Genomic DNA, 24,590 nt, shown 5'->3' with positions numbered 1-24,590 from the left:
TGATCAACCGCCCCCGCCCGTGATCAATTCGCAATCGATTTCCCTCTTGACCGAGACCCATCAACAGAGCGGGCGATTACGCTCCGAACCATGCCCAACAGCCCGTCCCCCACAGGCAGTGACGCCGCCGCCCTCACCGACCGTACGGACGACCGTCCCGTCTACGTGATCGGCGGCGGCCCCGGAGGCCTCGCCGTCGCCGCCGCGCTGCGCGCCCGGGGCGTACGGGCCGTGGTCCTGGAGAAGTCGGACCGGGTCGGCGCCTCCTGGCGCGGCCACTACGACCGGCTGCACCTGCACACCACGCGCCGCTGGTCGGCGCTGCCGGGGCTGCGCATGCCCCGCAGGTTCGGGCGCTGGGTGGGCCGGGACGACGTGGTGCGGTACCTGGAGAAGTACACCGAGCACCACGAGCTGGAAGTGGTCACCGGCGTCGAGGTGACGAGGATCGACCGGGCCCCCGACGGCTCCGGCGACTGGCAGCTCACGGCGACGGGCGGACGGGTCCTGCGGGGCCGCGCGGTCGTCGTCGCCACCGGCTTCAACCACACGCCGCGCATCCCCGACTGGCCGGGCCGCGACACGTTCACGGGCGAGCTGCTGCACGCGGCGGCGTACCGCGCCCCGGCCCCGTACGCCGGCCGGGACGTCCTGGTCGTCGGCATCGGCAACACGGGCGCGGAGATCGCCGCGGACCTCGCGGAGGGCGGCGCGTCCCGGGTGCGCATCGCGGTCCGGACGGTCCCGCACATCGTCCGCCGCTCCACCGCGGGCTGGCCGGCCCAGGCCACCGGCATCCTGGTCCGCCGCCTCCCGGTGCGGCTCGTCGACCGCGCGGGGGCCGTGATGTCCCGGATAGCCGTGCCCGACCTGGCCGCCCAAGGCCTCCCCCGCCCCGACACCGGCCTGTACTCCCGGGTCCGCCAGGGCGCGATCCCGGTCCAGGACGTGGGGTTGATCGACGCGGTCAGGACCGGCGCGGTCACGCCGGTGGCGACGGTCGCCTCCTTCGACAAGGACACGGTGGTCCTGGCCGACGGCACCCGCCTCACCCCGGACGCCGTCATCGCCGCCACCGGCTACGACCGCGCGCTGGAGCCACTGCTCGGCCACCTGGACGTCCTGGACGGGCGGGGCCGCCCGGTCGCCCACGGCGGACGCTCGCCGAAGGGCGCCCCGGGGCTCTACTTCACCGGCTTCACCAACCCGATCAGCGGGATGCTCCGCGAAATGGCCCTGGACGCCGAGAAGATCGCGAAGGGGGTCGCCCGGGCGTCGCGCTGAGGCTCCCGGGCCCCGGGAGCCGTAATGCGTGGGCCGAAGGGCGCCCCAGCGCCGGTCAGATCTCCGACAGGGCCGATTCCGCCGGGTCGTCCCCGTCGGTCACCGGGTCTCCCCCGTCGGTCACCGGGGCGTCCCCGTCGGTCTCCGGCGCGTCGCCGCCGATGACGCCGACGCGCCGCAGCACGACGGCGGACACGAACGAGAGCAGCAGGGTGCACGCCGCGGCGACGATCATCGCGGTGTTCATCCCGGAGGTGGCCGCCTCCTTGGCGTGGTCGAGCCAGCCGGCGGGCATCCGCTGTGCCGAGGAGACCGCACCGGCGAGACTGTCGCCCGCGACGTCGGCCAGCTCGGACGGGACACCGGCGGGCATCGCGTCCTCGATCCGGTCGCGGTAGACCGCGGTGGCCAGGCTGCCCAGGACCGCCACCCCCAGCGCGAGGCCCAGCTCCTGCACGGTCTCCGACATCGCCGAGGCCGAGCCCGCCTTCTCCGCCGGCGCGGCGCCGACCACCAGGTCCGTGCCCAGGGCCGCGATCGCCCCGAGCCCGAGGTAGACGAGGCCGAAGCCGATCACCATGAGGGCGATGCCGTCCGAGGCGTCCACCAGGGCGAGCAGCACGTAACCGACCGTGGACAGCGCCAGGGTGGCCGCCACCACGATGCCCGGCTCCACCCGGCGGGCCACCAGGGGTGACCCGATCGCCGCCAGGAACATCAGCAGGGCCGGCGGCCCCATCCACAGGCCCGCCTCGACGGGAGGCAGCCCCTCGACGAACTGGAGCTGCTGGGTGATCAGCAGCATCGAGCCGCCGACGCCGACGAGGCCCACGAGGAGCACGCCCAGCGCGGCGCTGAACGTCCGGTCGGCGAACAGGCGCACGTCGAGCAGCGGGTTCGCCAGCCCGGCCTGGCGCCGGACGAACAGCGCCGCGAAGACGACACCGAGCAGCGCGGTGGCGATCGTCGGTACGTCCGGGCCGTCCTCGGCGAACCGCTTCACCGCGTAGACCACCGGCAGGATCGCGGCCAGCGACAGCGCGACGCCGAGCAGGTCGAACGGCCCGCTCCGCGGGGCCCGGTACTCGGGGATGAGGACCGGAGCGGCAACCAGCAGCACGATCGCGACGGGGACCGCGAGGAGGAACACCGAACCCCACCAGAAGTGGTCCAGCATCACCCCGCCGACCACCGGCCCGAGCGCCATGCCCAGCGCGAAGCTCGTCGCCCAGACCCCGATGGCCAGGGAGCGCTGACGCTGATCGGCGAACATGTTGCTGATCAGGGCCAGCGTGGACGGCATCAGGGTCGCCCCGGCGATCCCGAGGGCCGCGCGCGCGACGATGAGCAGCTCGGCGCTGGTGGACCAGGCCGCCAGCACCGAGACGGCCCCGAAGGCCGCGGCTCCGGTCATCAGCAGCCTGCGACGGCCGATCCGGTCCCCCAGCGTGCCCATGGTGAGCAGGAAGCCCGCGATCAGGAAGCCGTAGGCGTCCATGATCCACAGCTCCTGGGTGCCGGACGGCCGCAGATCCTCCGCCAGCGAGGGGAGCGCCAGGTACAGCACGGTGACGTCGAGGCCCAGCAGCACGGTGGGCAGCGCGAGGACGGCCAGTCCTCCCCACTCCCGGGCACCCGCTCGGCGTACGGACGTTGTCCTCATGGCACTCCCCTGCGTTTCGCGTCCCGGCAACGTGCACGCGCCACAGTGCCGACCCCCACGCACGGTTTCCTGACGGTCGTCCGGCGCCAGGGCCCGGCCGTGCGGTCCGGCACTAGACTCCGGCCATGCGTTACGGGGTGCTCGGCCCGCTGGCCGTCTGGGACGCCGAGGGGCGGCCGGTCAGGGTTCCCGAAGCGAAGGTCCGCGCCCTGCTGGCGGATCTGCTCGTCCACGGGGGCGGGCCGGTGCCGGCGGACCGCCTGATCGAGGACCTGTGGCCGAGCCGCCCACCGGGCGGCTCGGCGAACACCCTGCAGACCAAGGTCTCCCAGCTGCGCCGGGTACTGGGCCGGGAGCGGGTGGTCCGCGAGCCCGCCGGCTACCGGCTGCTGCTCGCGGACGACGGGCGTGGTGTGCGCGATGTACGCGACGGGCGTGATGTGAACGCCGTGCGTGACGTGAACGACGTGGTCGACACCGTAGACGCCGTCGACACCGTCGACGCCGTCGACGCCCTGGAGTTCCAGGAGCTGGCCGAGCGCGCCCGCGCCCACCGGGAACCGGCGGTGCGGGCCGACCTGTTCGCCGCAGCGCTCGCGTTGTGGCGGGGCCCTGCCTACGCCGATGTGGCCGAGTCCCTGTTCGCCCGCGGCGAGATCACCCGGCTGGAGGAGCTGCGCCTCAACGTCGTCGAGGACCACGCCGAGGCGCGCCTGGCCCGGGGCGAGCACACCGCGCTGGCGGCGGAGCTGGGGACGCTCGTGGGGCGCCACCCGCTGCGCGAGCGGCTGCGCATGACCCATATGCGCGCCCTGTACCGGGCCGGGCGACAGGGCGACGCGCTGCGGAGCTTCCAGGACCTGCGGCGGCAGCTCGCCGAGGAGCTGGGGGCGTCCCCCGGTCCGGAAGCCTCCGTGCTGCACGAGGCGATCCTGCGCCAGGAGACGCGACTGGCCACACCCGCCGTCGGATCGCTGTCGTGCCGCACCAACCTGCCCACCCCGCTGACTCCGCTGATCGGCCGGCGCGAGGCGGCCGGTCGGGTCCTGGCCCGGCTGACCCCCGGCGGGAACACCCGACTCGTCACCCTCACCGGCCTCGGCGGAGTGGGCAAGACACGGCTGGCGGTCGCCGCGGCGCGCGACGCGTCCGGTCGGTTCGCCGACGGGGTGTGGCTGGTCGAACTGGCGGGCCTGGGCGCCACGTCGGCCCCGGACGACATCGCCGAACGGGTCATCACGACACTCGGGTTGTGCGACACCGCGGCGACGGAGCCGGATCTGGACGACCTGGTGGGCTGGCTCTGCCGGGCCGTGGCCGACAGGCGGTTGCTGATCCTGCTGGACAACTGCGAGCACCTCGTCGAGCCGGTCGCCGTGCTCGCGGGCGCCGTGCTGTCGGCCGTTCCCGCGGCGCACCTCCTGCTCACCAGCCAGGAACCCCTCGACATCCCCGGCGAGGTGGTCCATCCGGTGCCGCCGCTGACGCTTCCGGACCACACCGGTCCGCGGGCGGTCGCCGAGGCGGGCGCCGTCGAACTGTTCGTGCAACGAGCCGCGGCGGCGGCGCCCGGCTTCGTCCTCGACGCGGACAACGCGGAGGCCGTCGCCACCATCTGCCGTCGCCTCGACGGGATTCCGCTCGCCCTGGAACTCGTGGCGTCCCGGCTGCGGACGCTGAGCCCGCACGAGCTGGCCGCCCGGCTGGACGACCGGTTCGCCCGGCCCGACGTCCGGGTGCGCGGACTCCCCGACCGCCAGCGGACGCTGCGGGGCATGCTCGACTGGAGCTGGCAGCTGCTCACCGAGGACGAGCGGACCGTGCTACGACGCCTGGTCGTACACGCCGACGGCTGCGTGATGACGTCCGCCCAGGCGGTCTGCGCCGACGCCGGGCTGGGCGCCGGGCGGATCCCCGACCTGCTGTCCCGGCTGGTGGACCGCTCACTGGTGGTCCGTGAGGGAGACCGGTTCCGGCTCCTCGAGTCCGTGGCCGCCTACGGCGCCGGACGACTGGCGGAGGCCGGCGAGGAGACCGCCGTACGCGCCCGGTTCGTACGCCACTGCGCCGAGCTGGCCGAGCGGGAGAGCGAGCGGCTGCGCGGCCCGGACCAGCGGTGCGGCCTGGAGCGCCTCGACGCGGAGACCGTCAACCTGCGCCGCGCCCTGGACCTCGCGGTCGCCCAGGACGCCGCCGGACACGCGGTGCGGCTGGTGAACGCGCAGGCGTGGTACTGGTTCCTGCGCGGCCGGCTCACCGAGGCCCGCAGGTCGCTCCGGACGGCACTGGCCGCCGGGGGCGAGGCCGCCCCGGCCGCGCGCGTGGCTGCGCGGGCCTGGCTGGCCGGTATCGAGCTGCGCACCTCGGGGGCCGGTACGTCAGCGGCCCCGGCGGGCGAGGACCCCACCGCAGGCGTCGAGGACCCCGTGCTGAGAGCCCGGTTGCAGTGGTTCGTCGGCACCGGGCTGACCGGCTCCGGCCGCCACCGCGCGGGGCGGCGGCTGGTGGAGGCGGGTCTGGCCGGGGCGCGCGCCGCCCGGGACCCCTGGGGCGAGGCCGCGGCACTGGTCGAGCTCGCGAGCCACGCCCCGGGCGAGGACGCGTCCGCGGAGCTGGGCGCCGCACTGTTCGTGGAGGCCGGCGACCGCTGGGGCCGGCTGCGGGCCACCCGGGCCCTGGCGCTCGCGGCGGAACGCGGGGGTGACGGCGTACGGGCGGAACGGCTGCACCGGGAAGGTCTCCTGATGGCCGAGGAGCTCGGCCTGTGGACGGAGGTCGTCGAGGCGCTGATCCGGCTCGGCAGGAGCGCGCTGGCGGGCGGCCTCGCCGATCGGGCGACGGAGCTGTACGGACGCGCGCTGTCCGTGTCGGCCGAACGCGCCCACAGCGCGGGCGAGATCCGTGCCGAGGTCGGGCTGGGGCACGCGGCACGGCTCCGCGGCGACCCGGAGGCCGCCGGGCACCACCTGAACCGGGCACGGGCCAAGAGCCACGCGTCGGGCCACGCCGACCGCGCCGAGGACGCCCTGGCGGAACTGGACCCCCTGCCCCGGGCGTGAGCGGCCTCCTCTTCCGGGCCGCCCCTCGGGGTGACGCCCGTCACTCCCCTCCCCCGGATGTCACATCCGGGGGGCCTGTTCCGTCCTGTGTGTGCAGCCACGGACGACAGCAGAGGGAGCCCACCATGAACGCCCGACTCAACGCCTTCGCCAGCCCGGTCACCGGCAAGCTCGTGAAGCACCTGGTCTCGGCCGGCAAGATCGTCGAGGGCACGACGCTGCCCGCGACGACGCAGGAGCTGGTGAAGATCCGCGCGAGCCAGATCAACGGCTGCGGCGGCTGCCTGGACATGCACACCAAGGAGGCCGCCGCGGCCGGGGAGACCTCGCTGCGCCTGAACCTGATCGCCGCGTGGCGGGAGGCCACCGTCTTCACCGACGCCGAGCGCGCCGCGCTGGAGCTGACGGAGCAGGGCACCCGCATCGCGGACGCGGCGGGCGGGGTCCCGGACGAGGTCTGGGCGAACGCCGCCGAGCACTACGACGAGGAGCAGCTCCTCGCCCTGGTCTCCCTGATCGCGCTGATCAACACCTTCAACCGGCTGAACGTCATCCTCCAGCAGCCGGCCGGCGGCTACCAGGTGGGGCAGCTCTCCTAGCGGCTCCGCCCGGCCCGGTCCCGACGAGGTGGCCTACGCCCAGACACCCGTGGCCGCGATGCGCCGCGCCCACGGTTCCAGGTCCGCCGCCTCCCGGCCGAGCACCTCGCGGACGCCGTCGGTCACCTCGGCCGAGTGGCCCGCGCGGTGCAGGGCGAACATCGCGCCCAGGGAGTCGGCGGCGGCCTCCGGCCATCCCTGGGCGAGGAGTTCCGCGCGGTACGCCTCGGGGCTCAGCTCCTCGTAGCGGACGGGGCGGCCGGCCGCGTGGGCGATGGTCTCCGCGGCCGCGGCGAAGGTGAGGGCGCGGGGGCCGGACAGTTCGTACGTGCGGCCCGCGTGGCCGTCCTCGGTGAGGACGGCCACCGCGACCGCCGCCACGTCGTCGGCGTCGACGAAGGGTTCGGGGACGTCCCCGATGGGCAGGCCGAGACGGCCCTCGCGGAGCGGGGCCCGCCACAGGTCCTCGTCGAAGTTCTGGAAGAAGTTGTTGGGGCGCAGGAGGGTCCACTCGGCCCCGGACTCCCGGGCCGCGTCCTCCGCCGCCGCCATGCCCCGGCCGAAGCCCTCTCCCGCGTGCTCGATGCCGTGGCCGGACAGGACCACGAAGCGGCGGACCCCGGAGGCCTCGGCGCGGGTCACGAACTCCTTGACGGGGGAGGGGTCGTCGGGGGCGACCAGGTAGAGGGCCTCGGCCCCGGCGAGGGCGGGCTCCCAGGTGTCGGGGAGGGCCCAGTCGAACCGGACCTCACCGGAGCGGGAGGCGGGGCGGACCGTGGTGGTTCCGGCCGTGCGCAGCCGGTCCACGACCCGGCGGCCGGTCTTGCCGGTGCCGCCGAGGACGAGGATCCCGGACGGACCGCGGTGCACGCTCTTCGTCGTCATGGGCCCAGTCCATCGCGTCGGCCCCGCCGGGCCCATGGGCGTCCGTCCGCCGTGCATAGGTGAGCGTCCGGAGCACGGCCGGCTCTGCCTACAGTTGCGTCATGGACGTGTTCGACGAGCTGTTGCGGGGCGTGCGGGGCAGTGGCGCGGTGTTCGGCCGTTCGGTGCTGCGCGCGCCGTGGTCGGTGCGGTTCACCGACGGGGCGTATCTGACCCTGTGCCTGCCGATGCGGGGCGGGGGATGGATCGTGCCGGAGGGCGGCGAGCCGCTGCGGGTGGAGGTCGGCGAGGCGGCGATCGTCCGCGGTCCGGCCCCGTTCGTCTTCACCGACGACCCGGCGGGCGGTACGGGGACGGGCCGGGCCGGTGGCGTGCGCGAGGTGGGCGGGGGCGTGGCCCGGGACACCGCCCCCGCACCGGAAGCCGGGCCGGGAGCGGGATCCGAACCCGGTTTCCCCACCGTGCTGTTGGCCGCCACCTACGACGTGCGGGCGCAGGTGCCCCAGCGGCTACTCCAGGCGCTCCCGCCCGCCCTCGTGGTCCCCGACGAGCAGGACTGCGGGCCGATGCGGGACTACCTGGAGGGGCAGATCGGCGGCGGGCGGCCGGGCGAACAGATCGTGCTCGACCGGCTGCTGGACTGGTTGCTGGTGTGCACGCTGCGGGACTGGTTCGACCGGCCGGAGGCGGATCCGCCGGGGTGGTACGGGGCGCTCGGCGACCAGGTGGCGGGGTCGGCCCTGCGGGCGATGCACGCGGACCCGGCGCATCCCTGGACGACGGCGGAGCTGGCGGTCCGGGCGGGGGTCTCCCGGACGACCCTGGCGAAGCGGTTCACCGAGCTGGTCGGGGAGGGCCCGGTGGCCTATCTGACCGCATGGCGGATGACGCTCGCGGCCGACCTGCTGACCCGCCCGGAGCTGACGGTGGCCGCCGTGGCCCGGCGGGTCGGCTACGCGGACGCGTTCGGCTTCAGCGCGGCCTTCAAGCGGCTGCGCGGCGAGAGCCCGACCGCGTTCCGGCGCGCGGCGGCGGCCGCCGACCCGGTGGAGACGGCCGCCCCGGCGGGGTGAGAGGGAGGACGGTGAGCCGGCTGCCCCGGCAGGGTGATGGGCCGTGAGCCGGGGGCTACGGCAAGGTGCGTGAACGGCGAATCGGCCGCTGCGCCCCCGCGCGTGGGCGCGAGGCCGGCCGCCGTCACGTCGCGCCGCTCCGGCTCCGGCGCCGTTCGCGTCGGCGCTCCCTCCTCCGCACCCGCGCCCGCTCCCGCCGCTCCTCCTGCGCGCGGCGCTCACGCTCCTGACGCCTGACCTCGCGGGCCTCATCGGTGTTGTACCAGGTCAGCCACGGAACGAGGACGCCGAACAGCACGAGGACGGACGCCACGATCCAGTGGCCGGGAGAGGTGCCCATGCCCAGGGCGACCGCCGCCCCCGGAACCGCTCCGGCCGGGTAGCTCAGGGTGCGGCGCCAGTCCCTGCGGAAGAGCCCCGCCTTGATCATGATGCCCAGCGGCCAGGGCGCGGCCATGAACGCGGTGAAGTACTTGCCGCCCCCTTCCGGGACACCGCAGCCCTTGGGGCCCCAGTCGCACCCCACGCTCACCATCCCGGCCAGACCCCAGCCGAACCACAGCACCAGCCCCGCCGTCAGAACGACGCCCACCCACCAAGCACGCATGTGCGAAGGATACGAACCGACGGTCGAGGGCACATCCGAATCGGGAGATCGGCCCCCGGGTGCCGAGGGGCTCAGCCCCAGACACCCCGCGCCGCCGCGTCCCGGACGAAGACGGCGAAGTCGCGCGGCTCCCGGCCGAGCGCCCGGCGCACCCCGTCCAGGACGGGCGCCTCCCGGCTCGTGGTGATCGGCTTCAGCGCGTCCGTCCAGAGGCCGGCCTCCTCGTCCGTGAAGCCCTGGGCGACGAGATCGGCGCGGAAGGCGGACGTGTCGACGGGGACGTACGCGGCGCGCTTCCCGGTCTCCTTCGCGATCTCGTCCAGGACGTCCTCGATGCCGAGCGCGCGGGGGCCCGAGAGCCCGTACTCCTGGCCCGCGTGACCGTCCTCGGTGAGTGCCGCGACGGCCACCGCCGCGATGTCGTCGGCGTCGACGAACGAGGCCTTCCCGTCCCCGGTGGGCAGCGCCAGTTCGCCATCGCGTACGGCGTCGAGGAAGACGCCCTCGCTGAAGTTCTGGGCGAACCAGCCGGGCCGCAGGATCGTCCAGGTCACGCCGGAGGCGCGTACGGCCCGCTCCCCCTCGCCGTGCGGGCCGCCGTCCTCGTAACCGGGGCCGAAGTAGCCGGGCTCGTCCGTGCCCCGGGCCGAGAGCAGCACCAGCCGCCGCACCCCGCTCGCGACGGCCTGTTCGACGAAGGCGGGCGTCGGGGAGGGCGAGGCGTCGAGCGGGGTGATGTACACGGCGGCGGCCCCGTCCAGGGCGGCCGCCCAGGTGGTGGGGTCCGCCCAGTCGAACGGGGTGTCGCCGGACCGCGAGGCCGCCCGGGTCTCCACCCCGAGCTCACGGAGCCGGGCCACCACCCGGCGGCCGGTCTTGCCGGTGCCGCCGGTCACGAGTACGGGTTCCCGCGCGGAGGTCGTAGGTGTCTGGGTCATGTGCGTCCGAGTCATGGCACCAGCCTCGCCCGGCGGGGCGGCCCGTGCCATGACTCAGCGTCCGGAAGGAATGTTCGAGCGTCCGGCGGGGGCGAGGCGCCGGCGTTCCGTGGCGGAACACCGCCGAGGCCCGGATCCAGTGGGATCCGGGCCTCGGCCGTGTTCTTCAGTAGCGGGGACAGGATTTGAACCTGCGACCTCTGGGTTATGAGCCCAGCGAGCTACCGAGCTGCTCCACCCCGCGTCGGTGAACACCACCTTACGCCACGGAATGCCTCTCGGTGACCACGGGAGGCTCCGCCCGCACAGCCGTCCGGTGCTCGCAGGAGCCTTTGCCTGCACACCCATTCCTGACGCAGCGTCAGTTCAGTAACCTGACAGTGTGTCAGCTAACCGGCCGGCCCCGCCTGTTCACCGGTGGGCCATCGAGCAGGAGTGGGCGGAACGATGCTTGGATCGACTCACGGCACCCTCACCACCGACTTCCGTGCCCGGGTGGTGGCCTGCGGCGAGGAGCCGCACGCCGCCGTCGTCAGCCTTCCGACGGCCTCGGCCCGGGGCGGCCTCGACGTCAGCGGACGACCGCTGCACCTGACCGTGCCCGACCTGGACCGCTTCTTCCGGCCCCGGTCCGTGGCCGTCGTCGGCGCCTCGGACACCGAGGGCCGCCCCAACACCGGCATCACCCGGCAGCTCATCGCCTGGGCCGACCGGGTCGGCGCCCGGCTGCATCCGGTGCACCCGACCCGACGGGCCGTGTTCGGCCGGGACTGCTTCCCCTCGGTCGCCGACGTGCCCGAGCCGGTCGACCTCGCGGTCCTGCTGGTCGCGGACCCGCTCCCGGTGATCGAGGAGCTGGGCGAGGCCAAGGTGCCCTTCGCCGTCGCCTTCGCCTCCGGGTTCGCCGAGACCGGGGAGGCGGGCGCGGAGGCCCAGACCCGGCTGGCGGCGGCCGTGGAACGCTCCGGGCTGCGCCTGCTCGGGCCGAACACCAATCTGAACGCCTTCGAGAGGTTCCGGGAGGACCTGGAGGGCCCCGCCATCGCCCTGATCACCCAGTCCGGGCACCAGGGCCGCCCGCTCCACGCGCTCCAGGAGCTGGGCATCCGGCTCTCCCACTGGGCGCCCACGGGCAACGAGGCCGATCTGGAGACCGCCGACTTCCTCGCGTACTTCGCCCAGCTCCCCGAGGTCGGAGCCATCGCCTGTTACGTCGAAGGGCTCCGGGACGGCCGTTCCTTCCTGCTCGCCGCCGACCGGGCCGCCCGCGCCAAGGTCCCCGTCGTCGCCGTGAAGGTGGGCCGCACGGAGGCCGGGGCGCGGACCGCCGCCTCACACACCGGCAAGCTGACCGGGGCGGACGACGTGGTGGACGCGGCGATGCGGCAGTTCGGGGTGATCCGGGTGGACGGCCTGGACGAACTCCAGGACACCGCGGCCCTGTTGGCCCGCGCCCGGCCGCCGCAGGCCGAGGGGATCGCCGTGTACTCGATCTCCGGCGGCACCGGCGCCCACTTCGCGGACCTGGCGACGGCGGCGGGGCTCTCGCTGCCCGCCCTCTCCGCCGCCAAGCAGGACGAACTGCACACCTGGATACCCGACTACCTGAACGTCGCCAATCCCATCGACAACGGCGGCCACCCGGTCGGCGACTGGCGCGGCCGGAAGATCATCGACGCGATCCTCGCGGACCCGTCGGTCGGGGTGCTGATATGTCCGATCACCGGCCCCTTCCCCCCGATGAGCGACCGGCTCGCCCAGGACCTGGCGGACGCGGCGGAGGCCACCGACAAGCTGGTCTGCGTGATCTGGGGCTCCCCCGTCGGCACCGAGGACGCCTACCGCACCACCCTGCTGGGCTCCTCCCGGCTCGCCACCTTCCGTACGTCTCGCAACTGCGTCACCGCCGTGAAGGCCTATCTGGACCACCACCGCTTCACCGAGCGCTACCGCTCCCCCTTCGAGGACGCCCCGCGCACCCCGTCGCCCTCCTTCCGCAAGGCGCAGGGCCTGCTGCGGCCGGGACAGCAGCTCAGCGAGCACGCGGCGAAGCAGCTCCTGCGCGCGTACGGGATCCGGGTGCCGCGCGAGCAGTTGGTGACCAGCGCGGCGGCGGCGGTCCGGGCGGCCGGCCCGGTCGGCTACCCGGTGGTGATGAAGGCCTCCGGGCCCAGGCTCGGCCACAAGACGGAGCTGGGCCTGGTGAAGGTCGGCCTCACCTCGGCGAGCCAGGTCCGCGACGCCTACCGCGAGCTGACCGACATCGCCCGGTACGAATCGGTGGACCTGGACGGCATCCTGGTCTGCCAGATGATCGACCGGGGCGTCGAGATGATGGTCGGGGTGACCCACGACGCGCTCTTCGGCCCGACCGTCACCGTGGGGCTCGGCGGGGTCCTGGTGGAGGTGCTGCACGACGCGGCCGTCCGGGTGCCGCCGTTCGGCGAGCAGCAGGCCCGGGACATGCTCGGCGAGCTGCGCGGCCGGGCCCTGCTGGAGGGAGTGCGCGGCGGGCCCCCCGTCGACGTGGACGCCCTCGTCGAAGTGGTGCTGCGGGTCCAGCGCATGGCCCTGGAGCTGGGCGACGACCTGACCGAGCTGGACATCAACCCGCTGGTGGTGCTCGGGCGCGGGCAGGGCGCGGTGGCCCTGGACGCGCTGGCGGTGTGCCGGTGAGCGGGGAGGCGGCGGAGGCCGCTCCCCCGGACGGGACGGAGGCCGCTCCCCAGGAGGCCGCTCCCCGGGACACGACCGTCCTGCACTCCCTCGACGGCGGCGTCTCCTGGATCACCCTCAACCGGCCCGAGGTCATGAACGCCGTCACCTGGGACCAGCGGGAGCGGATCATCGCCCTGCTGGCCGAGGCCTCCGCCGACCCCGCCGTACGGGCCGTCGTGCTCACCGCCACCGGCCGGGGCTTCTGCGCGGGCGCCGACCTGCGCGGCACCCCGGCCCCGACACGCGAACGCGTCCCCGGGGACGTCGCCCGGACGATCCGGCTCGGTGCGCAGCGGCTGATCGCCGCCGTACTGGACTGCGAGAAGCCGGTGATCGCCGCCGTGAACGGGACGGCGGCCGGGATCGGCGCGCATCTGGCGTTCGCGTGCGATCTGGTCCTGGCGGCCGACACGGCGAAGTTCGTCGAGGTCTTCGTACGCCGGGGGCTCGTCCCGGACGGCGGCGGCGCGTATCTGCTGCCCCGGCTGGTGGGCCCGCAGCGCGCCAAGGAGCTGATGTTCTTCGGGGACGCGCTGCCGGCGGCGGACGCGCAGCGGCTGGGGCTGGTCAACCGCACGGTCCCGGGCGGGGAGCTGGAGGCCCTGGCCAAGGAGTGGGCGGGCCGGCTGGCGGCCGGCCCCACCCGGGCCCTCGCGCTGGCCAAGCAGCTGGTGAACGCCTCGCTGGACGGCGACCGGGCCGCGGCGTTCGCGGCGGAGGCCGCGGCCCAGGAGGTCAACATGACCACGCGCGACGCCAACGAGGGCGTGGCGTCCTTCGTCGAGCGCCGGTCACCGGAGTACCGGGGGTACTGACCGGAGTACCGGGGCTCAGCCCGCCACCGGCGGGTTGAAGCGGTGGAAGGCCGGTTCCGACCAGCGCAGCGGGGAGGCGGCGGTGACCTCCCGTACGGCGGTGACCTCGAACTCCACGAGGCGCTCCGCCCCCGGGACCCGCGCGACCGCCTCCTCGTCCCAGACGGTGCGGGCGGTGCCGGTCAGGTGGAGGGAGGCCCCGGTGTCCCAGTCGGGTACGAGAAGACCGGCGGCCGGGTTGAGTTCGAGGTTCCCCAGGGTCAGGAACATGCCGTTTCCCGCGTAGTCGGGCCAGCGCAGCAGCCGGGGAGTGAGCACCTGGACGAAGCCCGGGTTGCCGCCCCGGTGCGAGGCGTCGGCGTCGCCCCGGTCGGAGGCGGTGGCGATGAAGAAGGTGTCGGCGGTCCGCAGCGCCTCCTGCTGCGCGGGGCTCAGGGCGTCGCCGTCCGTGACGGTGGGCCGCTGCCCGGTCTCCTCGCCGGGCGTGATCCGGCGGTGCCGGCGCTCCTGGATGTACTTGGGGCAGTTGCCGAGGGCCTGGTCGAGGTCGACGCGGAGCCCGTCCCCGGCACGGACCGCCCGGCCGTTCATCCGCATCCGGCGCCGGGTCGCCGGTTCGATGCCGATCATGCCGACGCGGGCGGGGGCGGCCCCCTCCGCACCGGCTCCGGACAGCAGACCGGCCAGCGGGTCGCCGGGCGGCGGCAGGGCCCCGACGACCAGGGTGTCCGGCGCGGGAACGCTCAGGAATCCCGGTTCGCCGGTGAGCTGGGTCGCCCAGATCCGCCCCCGGTCGTCCGCCCCGCCCAGCACCAGGAAGGGCTGTCGGGCGAGGAAGTCCGCCGCCACCTCGGGGATGTCGGAGCCGATGGCCCGCCCCGCGCTCGCCGCCCGCCGGGCGAGCCCCGCCCGCTCCTGCGCGGCGGTCTCACCCCGGTGATATCCACTCATGGCCCTGCACCCTGCCTTTCCGTTCCGTCGATGCCTTAGAAGAAGCCGCAGGTGGGAGCGGACGCGGTCGGTGCGTCCGCCGGGTCGGCCCCGGTCGGCGCGTAGACCTCCAGGCGGATGCCGTCGGGATCGGCGAAGAAGATGCCGCCCGAGGTGCCGCTCTCGCCGTGCGGGACGACGCCCTCGTGGGCGAACTCCGCGCCCAGCCCGCGCAGGACCTCCTCGGTGGCCCGGACCTCCTCGACGGAGTCCACCTGGAACGAGAGGTGGTGGAGGCCGGGGAGGTCCGTCGGGTACCTGCCCTCGCTCTGTTGCCACAGGGTCACCATGAGCCGGGAGCCGCGCCCCAGGAAGATCCAGCGGCGATCGACGTCCTTGCCCTCGGCCAGCACCTCGAAGTCGAAGACCTCGCGGTAGAAGGCGGCCGAGCGTTCCAGGTCGGTGACGTTCAGGCCGACGTGGCCGGTCGCCAGGTTCTTCGCCTTGCCCATGTTCGATCCCACTCCTGCACTCGGGGCCGCGAGACGATCCCGTAACCACTGACATCAACTTTGCAGGTTAGATCGGAGGAGGTCAACCGGTGATCTCCATTTGGCCGGTTATGATTGACGGGTCCGTCACCCCCTCCCGCGTGACACAAGGAGCCCAGCCGTGTCGCATCCCCCCGGCGCGGACCCCCGGCCACTGACCGGCGAGCCGCTCGCCCTGGACCTGCTCAACACCCGCTGGATCGACGGGGCCGGCCCGCACGACCTGCTGGATTCCGTGGCCGGACTGGCCGTCTGGCTGAACAGCCCTCCGGTACGCGGGCAGCTCGGCCCCGCACCCGCCCCGGCAGCCGACCACGCCACGCTGGACCGGCTGCTCCTCGCCCGGACGGCGCTCGACGCACTGGCCGCCTCGGCCGCCCGTCAGGATCAGGCCACCCCCGAGAGCACCGAGCGGCTGAACGAGGTCCTCTCCCACGGGCGCGTCCACCACACACTGGGGCCCGACGGGGCGCCGGCCTCGGCGGTGGAGGTGGACGACCCGTCCTGGACCCCCGCCTGGTACGCGGCGGAGAACTGGCTGCGACTGATCGCGGACCGGCCCGACCGCATCCGCCCCTGCGCGAACCACGCCTGCGTCCTGCACTTCTACGACGTCTCCAAGAACGGGACGCGCCGCTGGTGCTCCATGGCGGGCTGCGGCAACCGCGCGAAGGCGCAGCGCCACTACGCCCGGCGCTCCGGGGCCTGACGCCCGCCCCATCGGCCCGTTCCGCCCGAACGCCCGCACGGGTTCACATCTGACGAACCGTCAGCTCTAATGGACGGCGTGATGGGACACGCAGGCATGGCCGCCACCGCCGTCCGGTACCTCAGGTCCGTCGGCGCCGCCACGACAGCCGCACCGGGGACACCGGCCGGGACACCGCCCGAGGCGCTGCCCCGGCCGGACCTGCGGGCCGTCCGGGACGATGAGCGGCTGCTCGTCGCCCCGGCCGAATTCCGGCGCGTGCTGGGGCACTTCGCCAGCGGGGTCACCGTGGTCACCGCCCGCGACGCGGACGGGCCGACGGGCTTCGCCTGCCAGTCCTTCGCCTCGCTCTCGCTGGACCCGCCGCTGGTGTCCTTCATGGTCGCCCGTACGTCGACGACCTGGCCGCGCATCGCCCGCGCGGGGGCGTTCTGCGTGAACATCCTCGGGGCGGAACAGGGCGCGCTGTGCCGGGCGTTCGCGGTGAGCGGCGCCGACAAGTTCGCGGGGGTGGCCCACGAGGACGCCCCGGCGACCGGGTCACCGCTGCTGGACTCCGTGCCCGCCTGGATCGACTGCCGTGTCCACGCCGTCCACACCGGCGGCGACCACCTCATCGTGGTCGGCCGGGTGGAGGCGCTGGGGGCGGCGGACGAGGGGGAGCCGCTGCTGTTCCACCGGGGGGCGTTCGGCCGGTTCAGCCGCTGAGCCCGCCCGCGTCCGCCGGCTCCGCCCGGTCCGGGGCCCCGCCCGTGTCGTCCGCCGTGCGTCGGCGGATGACCAGGGACATCAGCGCCGCCATCGCGCACAGCGCCCCCGCCGCGTACCAGACCACGTCGTACTTCCCGAACACGTCCCGCGCGACCCCGCCGAGGAACGCCACCACCGCCGCGCCCACCTGGTGCGAGGCCAGCACCCAGCCGAAGACGATCGCGCTGTCCTCGCCGTACTGCTCACGGCAGAGCGCCAGCGTCGGCGGGACCGTGGCGACCCAGTCCAGCCCGTAGAACACGATGAAGAAGATCATCGGCGGCTGGACGTCGGGGCCGATCAGCAACGGCAGGAACACCAGGGAGATCCCGCGCAGCGCGTAGTAGACGGCGAGCAGCCTGCGGGCGTCGAAGCGGTCGGTGAGCCAGCCGGAGAAGATCGTGCCGATGATGTCGAAGACCCCGATCACCGCGAGCAGCGAGGCCGCCACGACGGTGGGCATGTGGTTGTCGTGGGCGAACGGGACGAAGTGGGTGCGGATCAGGCCGTTGGTGGAGGCCCCGCAGATCGCGAAGGCGCCCGCCAGCAGCCAGAACGGGCCGGTGCGGGCCGCGTCGAACAGGACGCGCACCGTCCGGCGCGCGGCGCCCCGGGCCGGCGCGGGCTTGGGCACGAAGTCCCCGCCGTACGGGGCGAGCCCCACATCGGCCGGGTGGTCGCGCATCAGGAACCAGACGAACGGGACGACGACGAGGGCGGCCAGGGCGACGGTGACCGAGGCGGGCCGCCAGCCGTGTTCGTCGACGATCCAGGCGCAGAGCGGAAGGAAGACGAGCTGTCCGGAGGCCCCCGCGGCGGTGAGGATGCCGGTGACCAGGCCCCGGCGGGCCACGAACCAGCGGTGGGTGACGGTCGCGGCGAAGGCCATCGCCATCGACCCGGTGCCGAGGCCGACGAGGAGTCCCCAGTAGATCATCAGCTGCCAGGAGGCGGTCATCCAGACGCCGGCGATCGCCCCGGCCGCCACCATGGTGAGCGCGATCGCCACGACCCGGCGGATGCCGTAGCGGTCCATGAGCGCGGCGGCGAACGGCGCGGTCAGCCCGTACAGCGCCATGTCGATGGAGACCGCGAGTCCGATCTCGCCCCGGGACCAGCCGAACTCGGTGTGGAGCGGGTCGATGAGCAGCCCGGGCAGGGAGTTGAACGCCGCACCGCCGATGATCGTCACGAAGGTCACGGCGGCGACGATCCACGCCCGGTGGACGGAGAAGGGGAACCGGCGGCCGGGTCTCCCGGGGGCGTCGGCCCGGGGGCCGGCGGTCTTGGTCAGGTAGGTCACGTCAGCCAGCATCCGAGGCCGGACGGGTGAGGACGAGCGGCCCGGAGGACATGCTTCGCAGGGATCGGGCCACGCCCGGGCCCTGTCCCGCCATCCGGACCGCCCGCGCCCGCCCGCCACCCCCGAGCGGGCTCCGTCCGAGCCTTGCGTAGGATCTCGGCCCGTCCGCGAGAACCGAGTACGAGGAGCGTCATGCACTGGGCCTTGCGTCAGGAATTCGAGCGCCGGGCCGGCGCCCGCGTGGCCTGGGGAGTGGGGCTGTCCGCCGTGGCGGCCGGGCTGCTGCTGTGGCTGGGCTGGCTGCTGCTGGTCCCGTACACCGTCCCGTCCCACATCCGCGACGTGGAGTGCGGCTCCCCGCTGGAGAACGGCGGTTCGCACAACAGCCGTTCCGTCTGCGCCGGGCAGCGCGAGTGGCCCGAACTGGTCGGCATCCTGGCCCTGTCCGTGCCCACGACCGCGGCGGGCGCGGCGCTCATCGTCAGCGGCACCTCCCGGCGGCGCATCAGTGCCCATGTCTTCGAGGTGCTGGAGGCGCAGGCGAGCGAGGAGCGGGCCCGCGCCAAGAAGTGAGCCGGGGACCGGGCCCACGACGGGCAGTGCTCCGGGCGGTCAGCGGCGCCGTCCGCCCGCCCGGAGCACCGCCCACGCGCAGGCCGCGCCCACCCCGTACCAGAGGAGGTCCGGTGCGTTGAAGGTCGAGCCGAGCACCAGCCGGGCCGCCGTGCTGTGCGCCGACCACTGGGCCGGTACGCCGGTGAGCTGCGCGAACTCCACCGCCCAGCTCAGGCCGAGCGCCGCCCAGGCCACCACGGCCGGCCGCGCGCGGGGCGCGCAGAAGGCGACGAGGGTGCAGAGCAGCACCGTGTAGAGCGCGCTCCCCGCGTACTTGGCGAAGGCGCCGTCCGCCCCGGCGCGCACCGCCAGGCCCGCGGCGACGGTGACGACGGCCGCCCCCGCCGCGACCGCACGGGCCGTGGAAGCGCGAGCCGCGGGCGGGCGTCGCGCCGTGGAATCGTCCGCGTGCTCCGGGGGCCGGGACGGGGCCCTCATCCGAGCCCGATCCTCTTGAGCCGCCGGATCGGCCGGGCCACCAGCAGCACCGCCACCACCCCCATGTTGATCACGGCCGCCGCCACCAGCAGCTCCGGCGCCCCGACCGCCTCGGCCACCGGGCCCGCCAGGGCGCGGCCCGCCGCGACCATCAGGAGCGAGCCCGCCACGTCATAGGCGTGCAGCCGGTTCAGGGCCTCCGGCGGGACGTGCGTCTGGACCGTCGTGGACCACATCACCAGCCAGAACGCGGCCGACCCGCCCGCCAGCAACTGCCCCGCGGCCAGCACCGGCAGCGGCATCCCGAGCGCCAGCACCAGCAGGCTGACCGCCACCAGCGGCAGCGCCACCGCCCCCGCCGCGAGTGGGTGCGACGGACGCAGCCGCAGGGCGAGGAGTCCGCCGACGACGCTGCCCGCCCCGTTCACCGCCATCAGCATGCCGTACGCCCCCGAGCCGTGCGCCTCGGTGACCAGGACGGCGGTCAGCGGGAGCATCGGGCCGAGGACCGCGAAGCCGTACACCGTCCAGACCGCGATCACTCCCCACAGCCAGGACCTGGCCCGGAACTCCCGCCACCCGTCGACCAGTTCCGCGGCGAACGTGCCGCGCGCCGCGTCGTCGTGCGGGGCCGGGGCCAGCCGCATCAGGAAGAGGCAGACCCCGGAGACCGCGAAGGTCGCCGCGTTCGCCGCGTAGACGGCCCCGGCACTGGCGAGGCCGACGAGCACTCCGGCGAAGGCGGGCCCGGCCATGGTCATCAGCGCCTCGGCGACCCGCAGGACCGCGTTGGCGCGCTGGACGTCGGTGGAGACGCGCGGCACGGTCGAGGCGACCCCGGGCTGGAAGAGCGCCGCGCCGACGCCGGCCACCGAGCTGAGGACGTACACCGCCCACAGCGGCGGGTTGCCCGTCGCGAAGGTCACGGCCAGCACGGAGGCGCCGATCAGCCGCAGGGCGTCGGCGATGATCATCATGCGGCGCGGGGTGAACCGGTCCGCGAGCACCCCGCCGAACAGGACGAACACCGCCAGCGGCCCCATCCAGGCGGCGAGCGCGAAGCCGACCGACGAGGCGGGCCGCCCCGCGCCCAGCAGCCCGGCGGTCAGGGCCACCGGGATCATGCCGTCGCCGAAGAGCGCGACCGTACGGGCCACGAAGAAGTAGCGGAAGTTGCGGTTCCAGAGCCGCGCGGGGCCGGAGGCGGAACCGAAGGAGGGCCCCGCGCCCAGGCCCGTCCCGGCGGGGCCGCCCGGTCCGCCGGGATCGAGCGGTGGCAGCGTCGGGAGCGGGTTCGGGTCCGGGAGCGGGTTCGGGGTCGTTCGGGTGTCGCACGCGGCGTCGGGAATGGACGCGCGCTCTGTCGGCTTCTCCATCACGTCGCTAACCTGTACCAGCTTGTGGTCTATACCACTACTGCAATTTCCTGTGATCTTCGAGGAGGTCTTCGTGGCGCACCGCGTCGTCGTTCTGGCCCTCGACGGGCTGCTCCCCTTCGAGCTGGGCATTCCGCAGCGGATCTTCGGCCGCAGGCTCGGCACGGAGACGGGCGGGAAGGGCCGGAGGCTGTACGACGTGGTGACCTGCTCCATCCGCCCGCCGGGCCCGGTCCGGACCGACGCGGACTTCTCCGTCCTCGTGGAGCACGGCCCGGAGGCGCTCGCCACCGCCGACACGGTGGTCGTCCCCGCCTCCTACGAGCTGGGCCCGGTCTTCGAGGAGGGCCGCCTCACCGAGGAGCTGGCCGCCGCGTTCGCCCTGGTCCGGCCCGGCACCCGGATGGTCTCCATCTGCACCGGCAGTTACGTCCTGGCGGCGGCCGGCTACCTCGACGGCCGCCCCGCCACCACGCACTGGTCATCGGCCGACCACTTCCAGCGGACCTTCCCGCAGGTCCGCGTCGACCCGGACGTCCTGTTCATCGACGACGGCGACGTCCTCACCTCCGCCGGGGTCGCCGCCGGGATCGACCTCTGTCTCCACCTGGTGCGGCGCGACCACGGGACGGCCGTCGCGAACGAGATCGCGCGCCGCATGGTCGTGCCCCCGCACCGGGACGGCGGGCAGGCCCAGTACATCCACCGCCCCGTCCCCGAGCCGCAGTTCGCGACCACCACCGGCGCCCGGGCCTGGGCGCTGGCCCGTCTCGACCGGCCGATCCTGCTGCGGGACATGGCGGAGCAGGAGGCGATGAGCGTACGGACGTTCACGCGCCGCTTCCGCGAGGAGGTCGGGATCAGCCCCGGCCAGTGGCTCACCCAGCAGCGGGTGGAGCGGGCCCGGCACCTGCTGGAGTCGACGGACCTGTCCATCGACCAGGTGGCCCGGGACGCGGGCTTCGGCACGGCGACCTCGCTGCGCCAGCACCTCCAGGCGGCGCTGGGCGTGCCGCCGACGGCCTACCGGCGTACGTTCCGGCCCTCGGCGGACACCGCGCCCCGAGGTCCTCGCGCCCCGGTCCAGGGGCGCCCGTAGAGGACGCGGCTCAGAAGACCAGGACCCCCCGGGCCACCCGCCCGTGGTGCGCGTCGTCGGCCGCCTTGGCGAAGTCCTCCACCGGGTACGTCTCGGTGACCAGTTCGTCCAGCAGCAGCCGGCCCTCCCGGTAGAGGTCCGCGTACAGGGCGATGTCGCGCTGCGGCCGTGAGGAGCCGTAGCGGCAGCCGAGGATCGACTTGTCCAGGTACATCGAGGAGACCAGGAACGACGCCTCGGCGCTCGCCGCCGGTACGCCCAGCAGCACGGCCTGCCCGTGCCGGTCGAGGAGGTCGACCGCCTGGCGGATCAGCTCGGTGCGGCCGACGCACTCGAAGGCGTGGTCGGCCCCGTCGGGCAGGATGTCGCGCACGCCCTCCGCGCTCGGCAGGAAGTGCGTGGCGCCGAACTGCCGGGCCACCGCCTCCTTCGCCGGGTTGCTGTCGACGGCGACGACGGTGAGCGCGCCGGCCAGCCGGGCCCCCTGGAGCACGTTGAGCCCGATGCCACCGGTCCCGATGACCACGACGGTGTCTCCCAGGCCGACCTTCGCCCGGTTGAGGACGGCCCCGACGCCGGTCAGGACCCCGCAGCCGATCAGGGCGGCCGAGGTGAGGGGCAGGTCGTCCGGGATCTTCACGGCCTGGACGGCCCGCACCACCGTGCGTTCCGCGAACGCGGAGTTGGAGGCGAACTGGAACAGCGCCTTGCCGCCCCGCGAGAACGGCCGCCCCGGCCGCCCGATGGCCTTCCGGCACATGGTCGGCCTCCCCCGGTCGCACTGGGCGCAGGCCCCGCAGTTGGCGAGGGTGGACAGCGCCACGTGATCACCGGGCTTCACGTGACCGACGCCGGGCCCGACCGCTTCCACCACGCCCGCGCCCTCGTGGCCGAGGACGACGGGGACCGGGAAGGGGATCGTGCCGTCGATCACCGACAGATCGCTGTGGCAGAGTCCGGCGGCGGCGACCGCCACCAGCACCTCCCCGGGGCCCGGATCCCGTATCTCCAGGTCGTCCACGACCTCGGTCCGTGTGCCGTCGAACACGACGCCTCTCATCTGGGCTCCCTCGGTAGGCCGAGCACCCGCTCGGCGATGATGTTCCGCTGGATCTCGTCGGAGCCGCCGTAGATGGTGTCGGCCCGGCTGAAGAGGAACAGGTGCTGTGCGTCGTCGAGTTCGTACGGTCGCCGCTCCGACCAGGGCTCGGGTCCGACGGCTCCCGCCTCGCCCGCGACCCGCACGGCCAGTTCGCCGAGCCGCTGGTGCCAGCCGCCCCACAGCAGCTTCGCCACACTGGGCGCGCCCGGGTCGCCGGTGGAGCCCAGGGTGCGCAGGGCGTGCCGGCGCATCGTGTCCAGCTCCGCCCACTGCCGGACGAGCCGGGCCCTGATGACCGGGTCCTCGGCGGCCCCGCTCGCCACGGCGGCGGCGACCACCCGGTCCAGCTCCTCGGCGAACCCGACCTGCTGGGCGAGGGTGGACACCCCGCGCTCCAGGGCGAGGAGGCCCAGGGCGACCTGCCAGCCGTTGCCCTCGCCCCCGACGACCTCACAGGCCCGCGCCCCGTCGAGGAACACCTCGTTGAACTCGCTGGTCCCGGTCAGCTGCCGGATCGGCCGCACCTCGATCCGGCCCGGCTGGTCCATCTCCACCAGCAGGAACGACAGCCCGTGGTGGCGGGTGGATCCGGGGTCGGTGCGGGCGAGGACGAAGCACCAGTCGGCGTCCAGGGCGAGCGAGGTCCAGATCTTCTGCCCGGTCACGGCGTAACCGCCGGTCCCGTCCGGCACGGCGGTGGTCCGCACCCCGGCGAGGTCGGAGCCCGCGCCCGGTTCGCTGTACCCCTGGCACCACAGCGTCTCGCCCCGGGCCACGGGCGGCAGATGGCGCCGCTTCTGCTCCTCGGTGCCGTACGTGATCAGTGTCGGGGCGAGGAGGTTCTCCCCGATGTGGCCGATCCGGGCGGGGGCCGCGGAGCGGGCGTACTCCTCGGCCCAGACAACCTGCTGGGCGAGGGTGGCGCGGCGGTTGCCGTAACTCTCCCCGTCCTCGCCGGGCCAGCCGATCCCGATCCACCCGGCGCGCCCGAGCTCGCGTTCCCACGCGTGGGGGTCGGGGGCGGGGGTGTCGGCGAGGTGGCTGCGCAGCCAGGTGCGCGCCTCGGTACGGAAGTCCATACAGCCTCCAGAAATCAAGCCCGTCCGGCGATTGAGGACCGGGGTCCCGGGGGCGGAGCCCCAGATCAAGCCCGTCCGGCGATTGAGGACCGGAGGTTCGGGGCAGCGCCCCAGATCAAGCCCGTCCGGCGATTGAGGACCGGGGTCCGGGGCAGCGTCCCGGGGGCTGTCACGTGTTCGGCCGGTCGCCCGACTTGGCCGCCGCCGCCATCTCCTCCAACCGCGCCAGCATCGGCATCGGGTCCACCCCCACCGTCCCCGGCAGGAAGTCCGCGATCCGTTCCGGAGTCCAGGGCCCCTCCCCGTACGCCGCCCGCAACTCCCTCGGCTGGGCCCAGACCGCGATCTTCGGGCCCGCGATCGTGTACACCTGCCCGGTGATCCGCTCGGCCCGCGCGCGCTCGCTGAGCAGGTAGACCACCAGGGCCGCCACGTCCTCCGGCTCCCCGATCTCCTTCAGCTCCATCGGCACCCCGGCCGACATCCGGGTCCGGGCGACGGGCGCGACCGCGTTCGCCGTGACCCCGTACTTGTTCAGGCCCAGCGCCGCGCTGCGCACCAGCGAGATGATCCCGCCCTTCGCCGCGCTGTAGTTGGCCTGGGAGACGCTGCCCTGGTGGTTGCCGCTGGTGAAGCCGATCAGCGTGCCCCCGCCCTCCTGCTTCCGCATCACCGCCGAGGCGGCCCGGAAGACCGTGAACGTGCCCTTGAGGTGGGTGGCGAGGACCGGGTCCCACTCCTCCTCGGACATGTTGAACAGCATTCGCTCACGGAGGATCCCGGCCACGCAGACCACCCCGTCGAGCCGGCCGTACTCCGCCAGCGCGGTGTCCACGATCCGCTGCCCGCCCGCCATCGTGGAGATGTCGTCGGCGACGGCGACCGCCTCGCCGCCCGCCGCCTCGATCTCCTTGACGACGGACCGGGCGATCTCGCTGGTCGGTTCGGAGCCCTCGACGGAGACCCCGTAGTCGTTGACGACGACCCGCTCCCCCTC

22 protein-coding genes and 1 tRNA gene are annotated in these 24,590 nt (G+C 74.3%); 10 read left to right on the top strand and 13 right to left on the bottom strand.

Annotation, left to right across the window (positions count from 1 at the left end; all coding sequences use genetic code 11):
• The first annotated feature begins 90 nt into the window (after positions 1 to 90).
• Positions 91 to 1,284 carry an NAD(P)/FAD-dependent oxidoreductase gene (locus tag HET64_RS18495; protein ID WP_215106989.1) on the top strand — a complete coding sequence of 398 codons (1,194 nt, stop codon included), beginning with the start codon at positions 91 to 93 and terminating at the stop codon, positions 1,282 to 1,284.
• A 55-nt stretch (positions 1,285 to 1,339) separates the two neighbouring features.
• Here the strand turns inward: HET64_RS18495 and HET64_RS18490 are convergent, their stop codons facing one another.
• Complete coding sequence (locus HET64_RS18490) at positions 1,340 to 2,947, bottom strand: MFS transporter (RefSeq protein WP_215106987.1); 1,608 nt, start codon at positions 2,945 to 2,947, stop codon at positions 1,340 to 1,342.
• A 125-nt stretch (positions 2,948 to 3,072) separates the two neighbouring features.
• Here HET64_RS18490 and HET64_RS18485 point away from each other — a divergent pair, with 125 nt between their 5' ends.
• Positions 3,073 to 6,006, top strand: a complete 2,934-nt coding sequence (locus HET64_RS18485) for a BTAD domain-containing putative transcriptional regulator (protein WP_215106985.1) — start codon at positions 3,073 to 3,075, stop codon at positions 6,004 to 6,006.
• A 125-nt stretch (positions 6,007 to 6,131) separates the two neighbouring features.
• Positions 6,132 to 6,605, top strand: a complete 474-nt coding sequence (locus HET64_RS18480) for a carboxymuconolactone decarboxylase family protein (RefSeq protein ID WP_215106983.1) — start codon at positions 6,132 to 6,134, stop codon at positions 6,603 to 6,605.
• 33 nt (positions 6,606 to 6,638) lie between these two features.
• Here the strand turns inward: HET64_RS18480 and HET64_RS18475 are convergent, their stop codons facing one another.
• Complete coding sequence (locus tag HET64_RS18475; protein ID WP_215106981.1) at positions 6,639 to 7,490, bottom strand: NAD(P)H-binding protein; 852 nt, start codon at positions 7,488 to 7,490, stop codon at positions 6,639 to 6,641.
• A gap of 101 nt (positions 7,491 to 7,591) precedes the next feature.
• Between HET64_RS18475 and HET64_RS18470 the strand changes: the two genes are divergently transcribed.
• Entirely contained in the window at positions 7,592 to 8,563 is a 972-nt protein-coding gene (locus HET64_RS18470; protein ID WP_215106979.1) for an AraC family transcriptional regulator, read from the top strand.
• Between the two features lie 124 nt (positions 8,564 to 8,687).
• Here HET64_RS18470 and HET64_RS18465 read toward each other — a convergent pair whose 3' ends face one another.
• The 3 genes from HET64_RS18465 to HET64_RS18455 form a co-directional block, all read right to left on the bottom strand.
• A complete protein-coding gene (locus HET64_RS18465) occupies positions 8,688 to 9,170 on the bottom strand; it encodes a hypothetical protein (protein ID WP_215106977.1) in 483 nt (160 codons plus the stop codon).
• A 71-nt stretch (positions 9,171 to 9,241) separates the two neighbouring features.
• Positions 9,242 to 10,123, bottom strand: a complete 882-nt coding sequence (locus HET64_RS18460; RefSeq protein ID WP_215106974.1) for an NAD(P)H-binding protein — start codon at positions 10,121 to 10,123, stop codon at positions 9,242 to 9,244.
• Between the two features lie 155 nt (positions 10,124 to 10,278).
• Positions 10,279 to 10,352: transfer RNA gene (locus tag HET64_RS18455), tRNA-Met, on the bottom strand.
• Positions 10,353 to 10,555: 203 nt separating this feature from the next.
• Here HET64_RS18455 and HET64_RS18450 point away from each other — a divergent pair.
• Together HET64_RS18450 and HET64_RS18445 are read left to right on the top strand one after the other, a co-directional pair.
• Positions 10,556 to 12,784: an acetate--CoA ligase family protein gene (locus HET64_RS18450; protein WP_215106972.1), complete on the top strand. Its 2,229-nt coding sequence runs from the start codon at positions 10,556 to 10,558 to the stop codon at positions 12,782 to 12,784.
• Complete coding sequence (locus tag HET64_RS18445) at positions 12,775 to 13,641, top strand: enoyl-CoA hydratase/isomerase family protein (protein WP_374105561.1); 867 nt, start codon at positions 12,775 to 12,777, stop codon at positions 13,639 to 13,641. The genes HET64_RS18450 and HET64_RS18445 overlap by 10 nt, the downstream gene beginning before the upstream one ends.
• Positions 13,642 to 13,656: 15 nt before the next feature.
• Here HET64_RS18445 and HET64_RS18440 read toward each other — a convergent pair whose 3' ends face one another.
• Positions 13,657 to 14,592: a pyridoxamine 5'-phosphate oxidase family protein gene (locus HET64_RS18440; protein ID WP_215106969.1), complete on the bottom strand. Its 936-nt coding sequence runs from the start codon at positions 14,590 to 14,592 to the stop codon at positions 13,657 to 13,659.
• 35 nt (positions 14,593 to 14,627) lie between these two features.
• Positions 14,628 to 15,083 carry a VOC family protein gene (locus tag HET64_RS18435; RefSeq protein WP_215106967.1) on the bottom strand — a complete coding sequence of 152 codons (456 nt, stop codon included), beginning with the start codon at positions 15,081 to 15,083 and terminating at the stop codon, positions 14,628 to 14,630.
• Between the two features lie 160 nt (positions 15,084 to 15,243).
• Between HET64_RS18435 and HET64_RS18430 the strand changes: the two genes are divergently transcribed.
• Positions 15,244 to 15,831 carry a CGNR zinc finger domain-containing protein gene (locus tag HET64_RS18430; protein WP_215106965.1) on the top strand — a complete coding sequence of 196 codons (588 nt, stop codon included), beginning with the start codon at positions 15,244 to 15,246 and terminating at the stop codon, positions 15,829 to 15,831.
• Positions 15,832 to 15,927: 96 nt separating this feature from the next.
• Positions 15,928 to 16,539 (top strand): flavin reductase family protein, encoded by a 612-nt coding sequence (locus HET64_RS18425; RefSeq protein ID WP_215106994.1) that lies wholly within the window; start codon positions 15,928 to 15,930, stop codon positions 16,537 to 16,539.
• Here HET64_RS18425 and HET64_RS18420 read toward each other — a convergent pair.
• Positions 16,529 to 17,896: an MFS transporter gene (locus tag HET64_RS18420; protein ID WP_215106963.1), complete on the bottom strand. Its 1,368-nt coding sequence runs from the start codon at positions 17,894 to 17,896 to the stop codon at positions 16,529 to 16,531. The genes HET64_RS18425 and HET64_RS18420 overlap by 11 nt on opposite strands.
• A gap of 180 nt (positions 17,897 to 18,076) precedes the next feature.
• Here HET64_RS18420 and HET64_RS18415 point away from each other — a divergent pair, with 180 nt between their 5' ends.
• Positions 18,077 to 18,457 carry a hypothetical protein gene (locus tag HET64_RS18415; RefSeq protein WP_215106961.1) on the top strand — a complete coding sequence of 127 codons (381 nt, stop codon included), beginning with the start codon at positions 18,077 to 18,079 and terminating at the stop codon, positions 18,455 to 18,457.
• A 39-nt stretch (positions 18,458 to 18,496) separates the two neighbouring features.
• On the opposite strand, the gene HET64_RS18410 is transcribed toward HET64_RS18415, so the two are convergent.
• Both HET64_RS18410 and HET64_RS18405 read right to left on the bottom strand, forming a co-directional pair.
• Positions 18,497 to 18,937, bottom strand: coding sequence for a DUF2809 domain-containing protein (locus tag HET64_RS18410; protein ID WP_251145506.1), 441 nt, complete (start codon positions 18,935 to 18,937; stop codon positions 18,497 to 18,499).
• Positions 18,934 to 20,313 carry an MFS transporter gene (locus HET64_RS18405; RefSeq protein ID WP_215106959.1) on the bottom strand — a complete coding sequence of 460 codons (1,380 nt, stop codon included), beginning with the start codon at positions 20,311 to 20,313 and terminating at the stop codon, positions 18,934 to 18,936. The genes HET64_RS18410 and HET64_RS18405 overlap by 4 nt, the downstream gene beginning before the upstream one ends.
• A gap of 73 nt (positions 20,314 to 20,386) precedes the next feature.
• Here HET64_RS18405 and HET64_RS18400 point away from each other — a divergent pair, with 73 nt between their 5' ends.
• Positions 20,387 to 21,412, top strand: a complete 1,026-nt coding sequence (locus tag HET64_RS18400) for a GlxA family transcriptional regulator (protein WP_215106957.1) — start codon at positions 20,387 to 20,389, stop codon at positions 21,410 to 21,412.
• A 10-nt stretch (positions 21,413 to 21,422) separates the two neighbouring features.
• Here the strand turns inward: HET64_RS18400 and HET64_RS18395 are convergent, their stop codons facing one another.
• The 3 genes from HET64_RS18395 to HET64_RS18385 form a co-directional block, all read right to left on the bottom strand.
• The gene (locus HET64_RS18395; RefSeq protein ID WP_215106955.1) at positions 21,423 to 22,472 is read right to left on the bottom strand and encodes a Zn-dependent alcohol dehydrogenase; all 1,050 of its coding nucleotides are present in this window, start codon (positions 22,470 to 22,472) and stop codon (positions 21,423 to 21,425) included.
• Positions 22,469 to 23,593 (bottom strand): acyl-CoA dehydrogenase family protein, encoded by a 1,125-nt coding sequence (locus tag HET64_RS18390; RefSeq protein WP_215106953.1) that lies wholly within the window; start codon positions 23,591 to 23,593, stop codon positions 22,469 to 22,471. Before HET64_RS18390 ends, HET64_RS18395 begins: the two co-directional genes overlap by 4 nt.
• Before the next feature lie 169 nt (positions 23,594 to 23,762).
• The coding region (locus HET64_RS18385) for an SDR family oxidoreductase (RefSeq protein WP_215106952.1) at positions 23,763 to 24,590 on the bottom strand (828 nt) is incomplete at its 5' end.

Origin of the sequence: Streptomyces sp. McG3 (genome assembly GCF_018619185.1) — a bacterium.
In the GTDB taxonomy this organism is placed as follows: domain Bacteria; phylum Actinomycetota; class Actinomycetes; order Streptomycetales; family Streptomycetaceae; genus Streptomyces.
The sequence above is the reverse complement of the archived record's forward strand: the minus strand, read 5'-3'. Positions and strand labels throughout refer to the sequence as shown.

Excerpts from the sequence above, each read along its gene's own strand:
- HET64_RS18425 (WP_215106994.1), top strand. The coding sequence starts at position 15,928 with ATGGCCGCCACCGCCGTCCGGTACCTCAGGTCCGTCGGCGCCGCCACG.
- HET64_RS18390 (WP_215106953.1), bottom strand. The coding sequence starts at position 23,593 with ATGGACTTCCGTACCGAGGCGCGCACCTGGCTGCGCAGCCACCTCGCC.
- HET64_RS18470 (WP_215106979.1), top strand. The coding sequence starts at position 7,592 with ATGGACGTGTTCGACGAGCTGTTGCGGGGCGTGCGGGGCAGTGGCGCG.
- HET64_RS18395 (WP_215106955.1), bottom strand. The coding sequence starts at position 22,472 with ATGAGAGGCGTCGTGTTCGACGGCACACGGACCGAGGTCGTGGACGAC.
- HET64_RS18465 (WP_215106977.1), bottom strand. The coding sequence starts at position 9,170 with ATGCGTGCTTGGTGGGTGGGCGTCGTTCTGACGGCGGGGCTGGTGCTG.
- HET64_RS18485 (WP_215106985.1), top strand. The coding sequence starts at position 3,073 with ATGCGTTACGGGGTGCTCGGCCCGCTGGCCGTCTGGGACGCCGAGGGG.
- HET64_RS18460 (WP_215106974.1), bottom strand. The coding sequence starts at position 10,123 with ATGACTCGGACGCACATGACCCAGACACCTACGACCTCCGCGCGGGAA.
- HET64_RS18490 (WP_215106987.1), bottom strand. The coding sequence starts at position 2,947 with ATGAGGACAACGTCCGTACGCCGAGCGGGTGCCCGGGAGTGGGGAGGA.
- HET64_RS18420 (WP_215106963.1), bottom strand. The coding sequence starts at position 17,896 with ATGCTGGCTGACGTGACCTACCTGACCAAGACCGCCGGCCCCCGGGCC.
- HET64_RS18475 (WP_215106981.1), bottom strand. The coding sequence starts at position 7,490 with ATGACGACGAAGAGCGTGCACCGCGGTCCGTCCGGGATCCTCGTCCTC.
- HET64_RS18410 (WP_251145506.1), bottom strand. The coding sequence starts at position 18,937 with ATGAGGGCCCCGTCCCGGCCCCCGGAGCACGCGGACGATTCCACGGCG.
- HET64_RS18450 (WP_215106972.1), top strand. The coding sequence starts at position 10,556 with ATGCTTGGATCGACTCACGGCACCCTCACCACCGACTTCCGTGCCCGG.
- HET64_RS18495 (WP_215106989.1), top strand. The coding sequence starts at position 91 with ATGCCCAACAGCCCGTCCCCCACAGGCAGTGACGCCGCCGCCCTCACC.
- HET64_RS18435 (WP_215106967.1), bottom strand. The coding sequence starts at position 15,083 with ATGGGCAAGGCGAAGAACCTGGCGACCGGCCACGTCGGCCTGAACGTC.
- HET64_RS18480 (WP_215106983.1), top strand. The coding sequence starts at position 6,132 with ATGAACGCCCGACTCAACGCCTTCGCCAGCCCGGTCACCGGCAAGCTC.
- HET64_RS18415 (WP_215106961.1), top strand. The coding sequence starts at position 18,077 with ATGCACTGGGCCTTGCGTCAGGAATTCGAGCGCCGGGCCGGCGCCCGC.
- HET64_RS18405 (WP_215106959.1), bottom strand. The coding sequence starts at position 20,313 with ATGGAGAAGCCGACAGAGCGCGCGTCCATTCCCGACGCCGCGTGCGAC.
- HET64_RS18440 (WP_215106969.1), bottom strand. The coding sequence starts at position 14,592 with ATGAGTGGATATCACCGGGGTGAGACCGCCGCGCAGGAGCGGGCGGGG.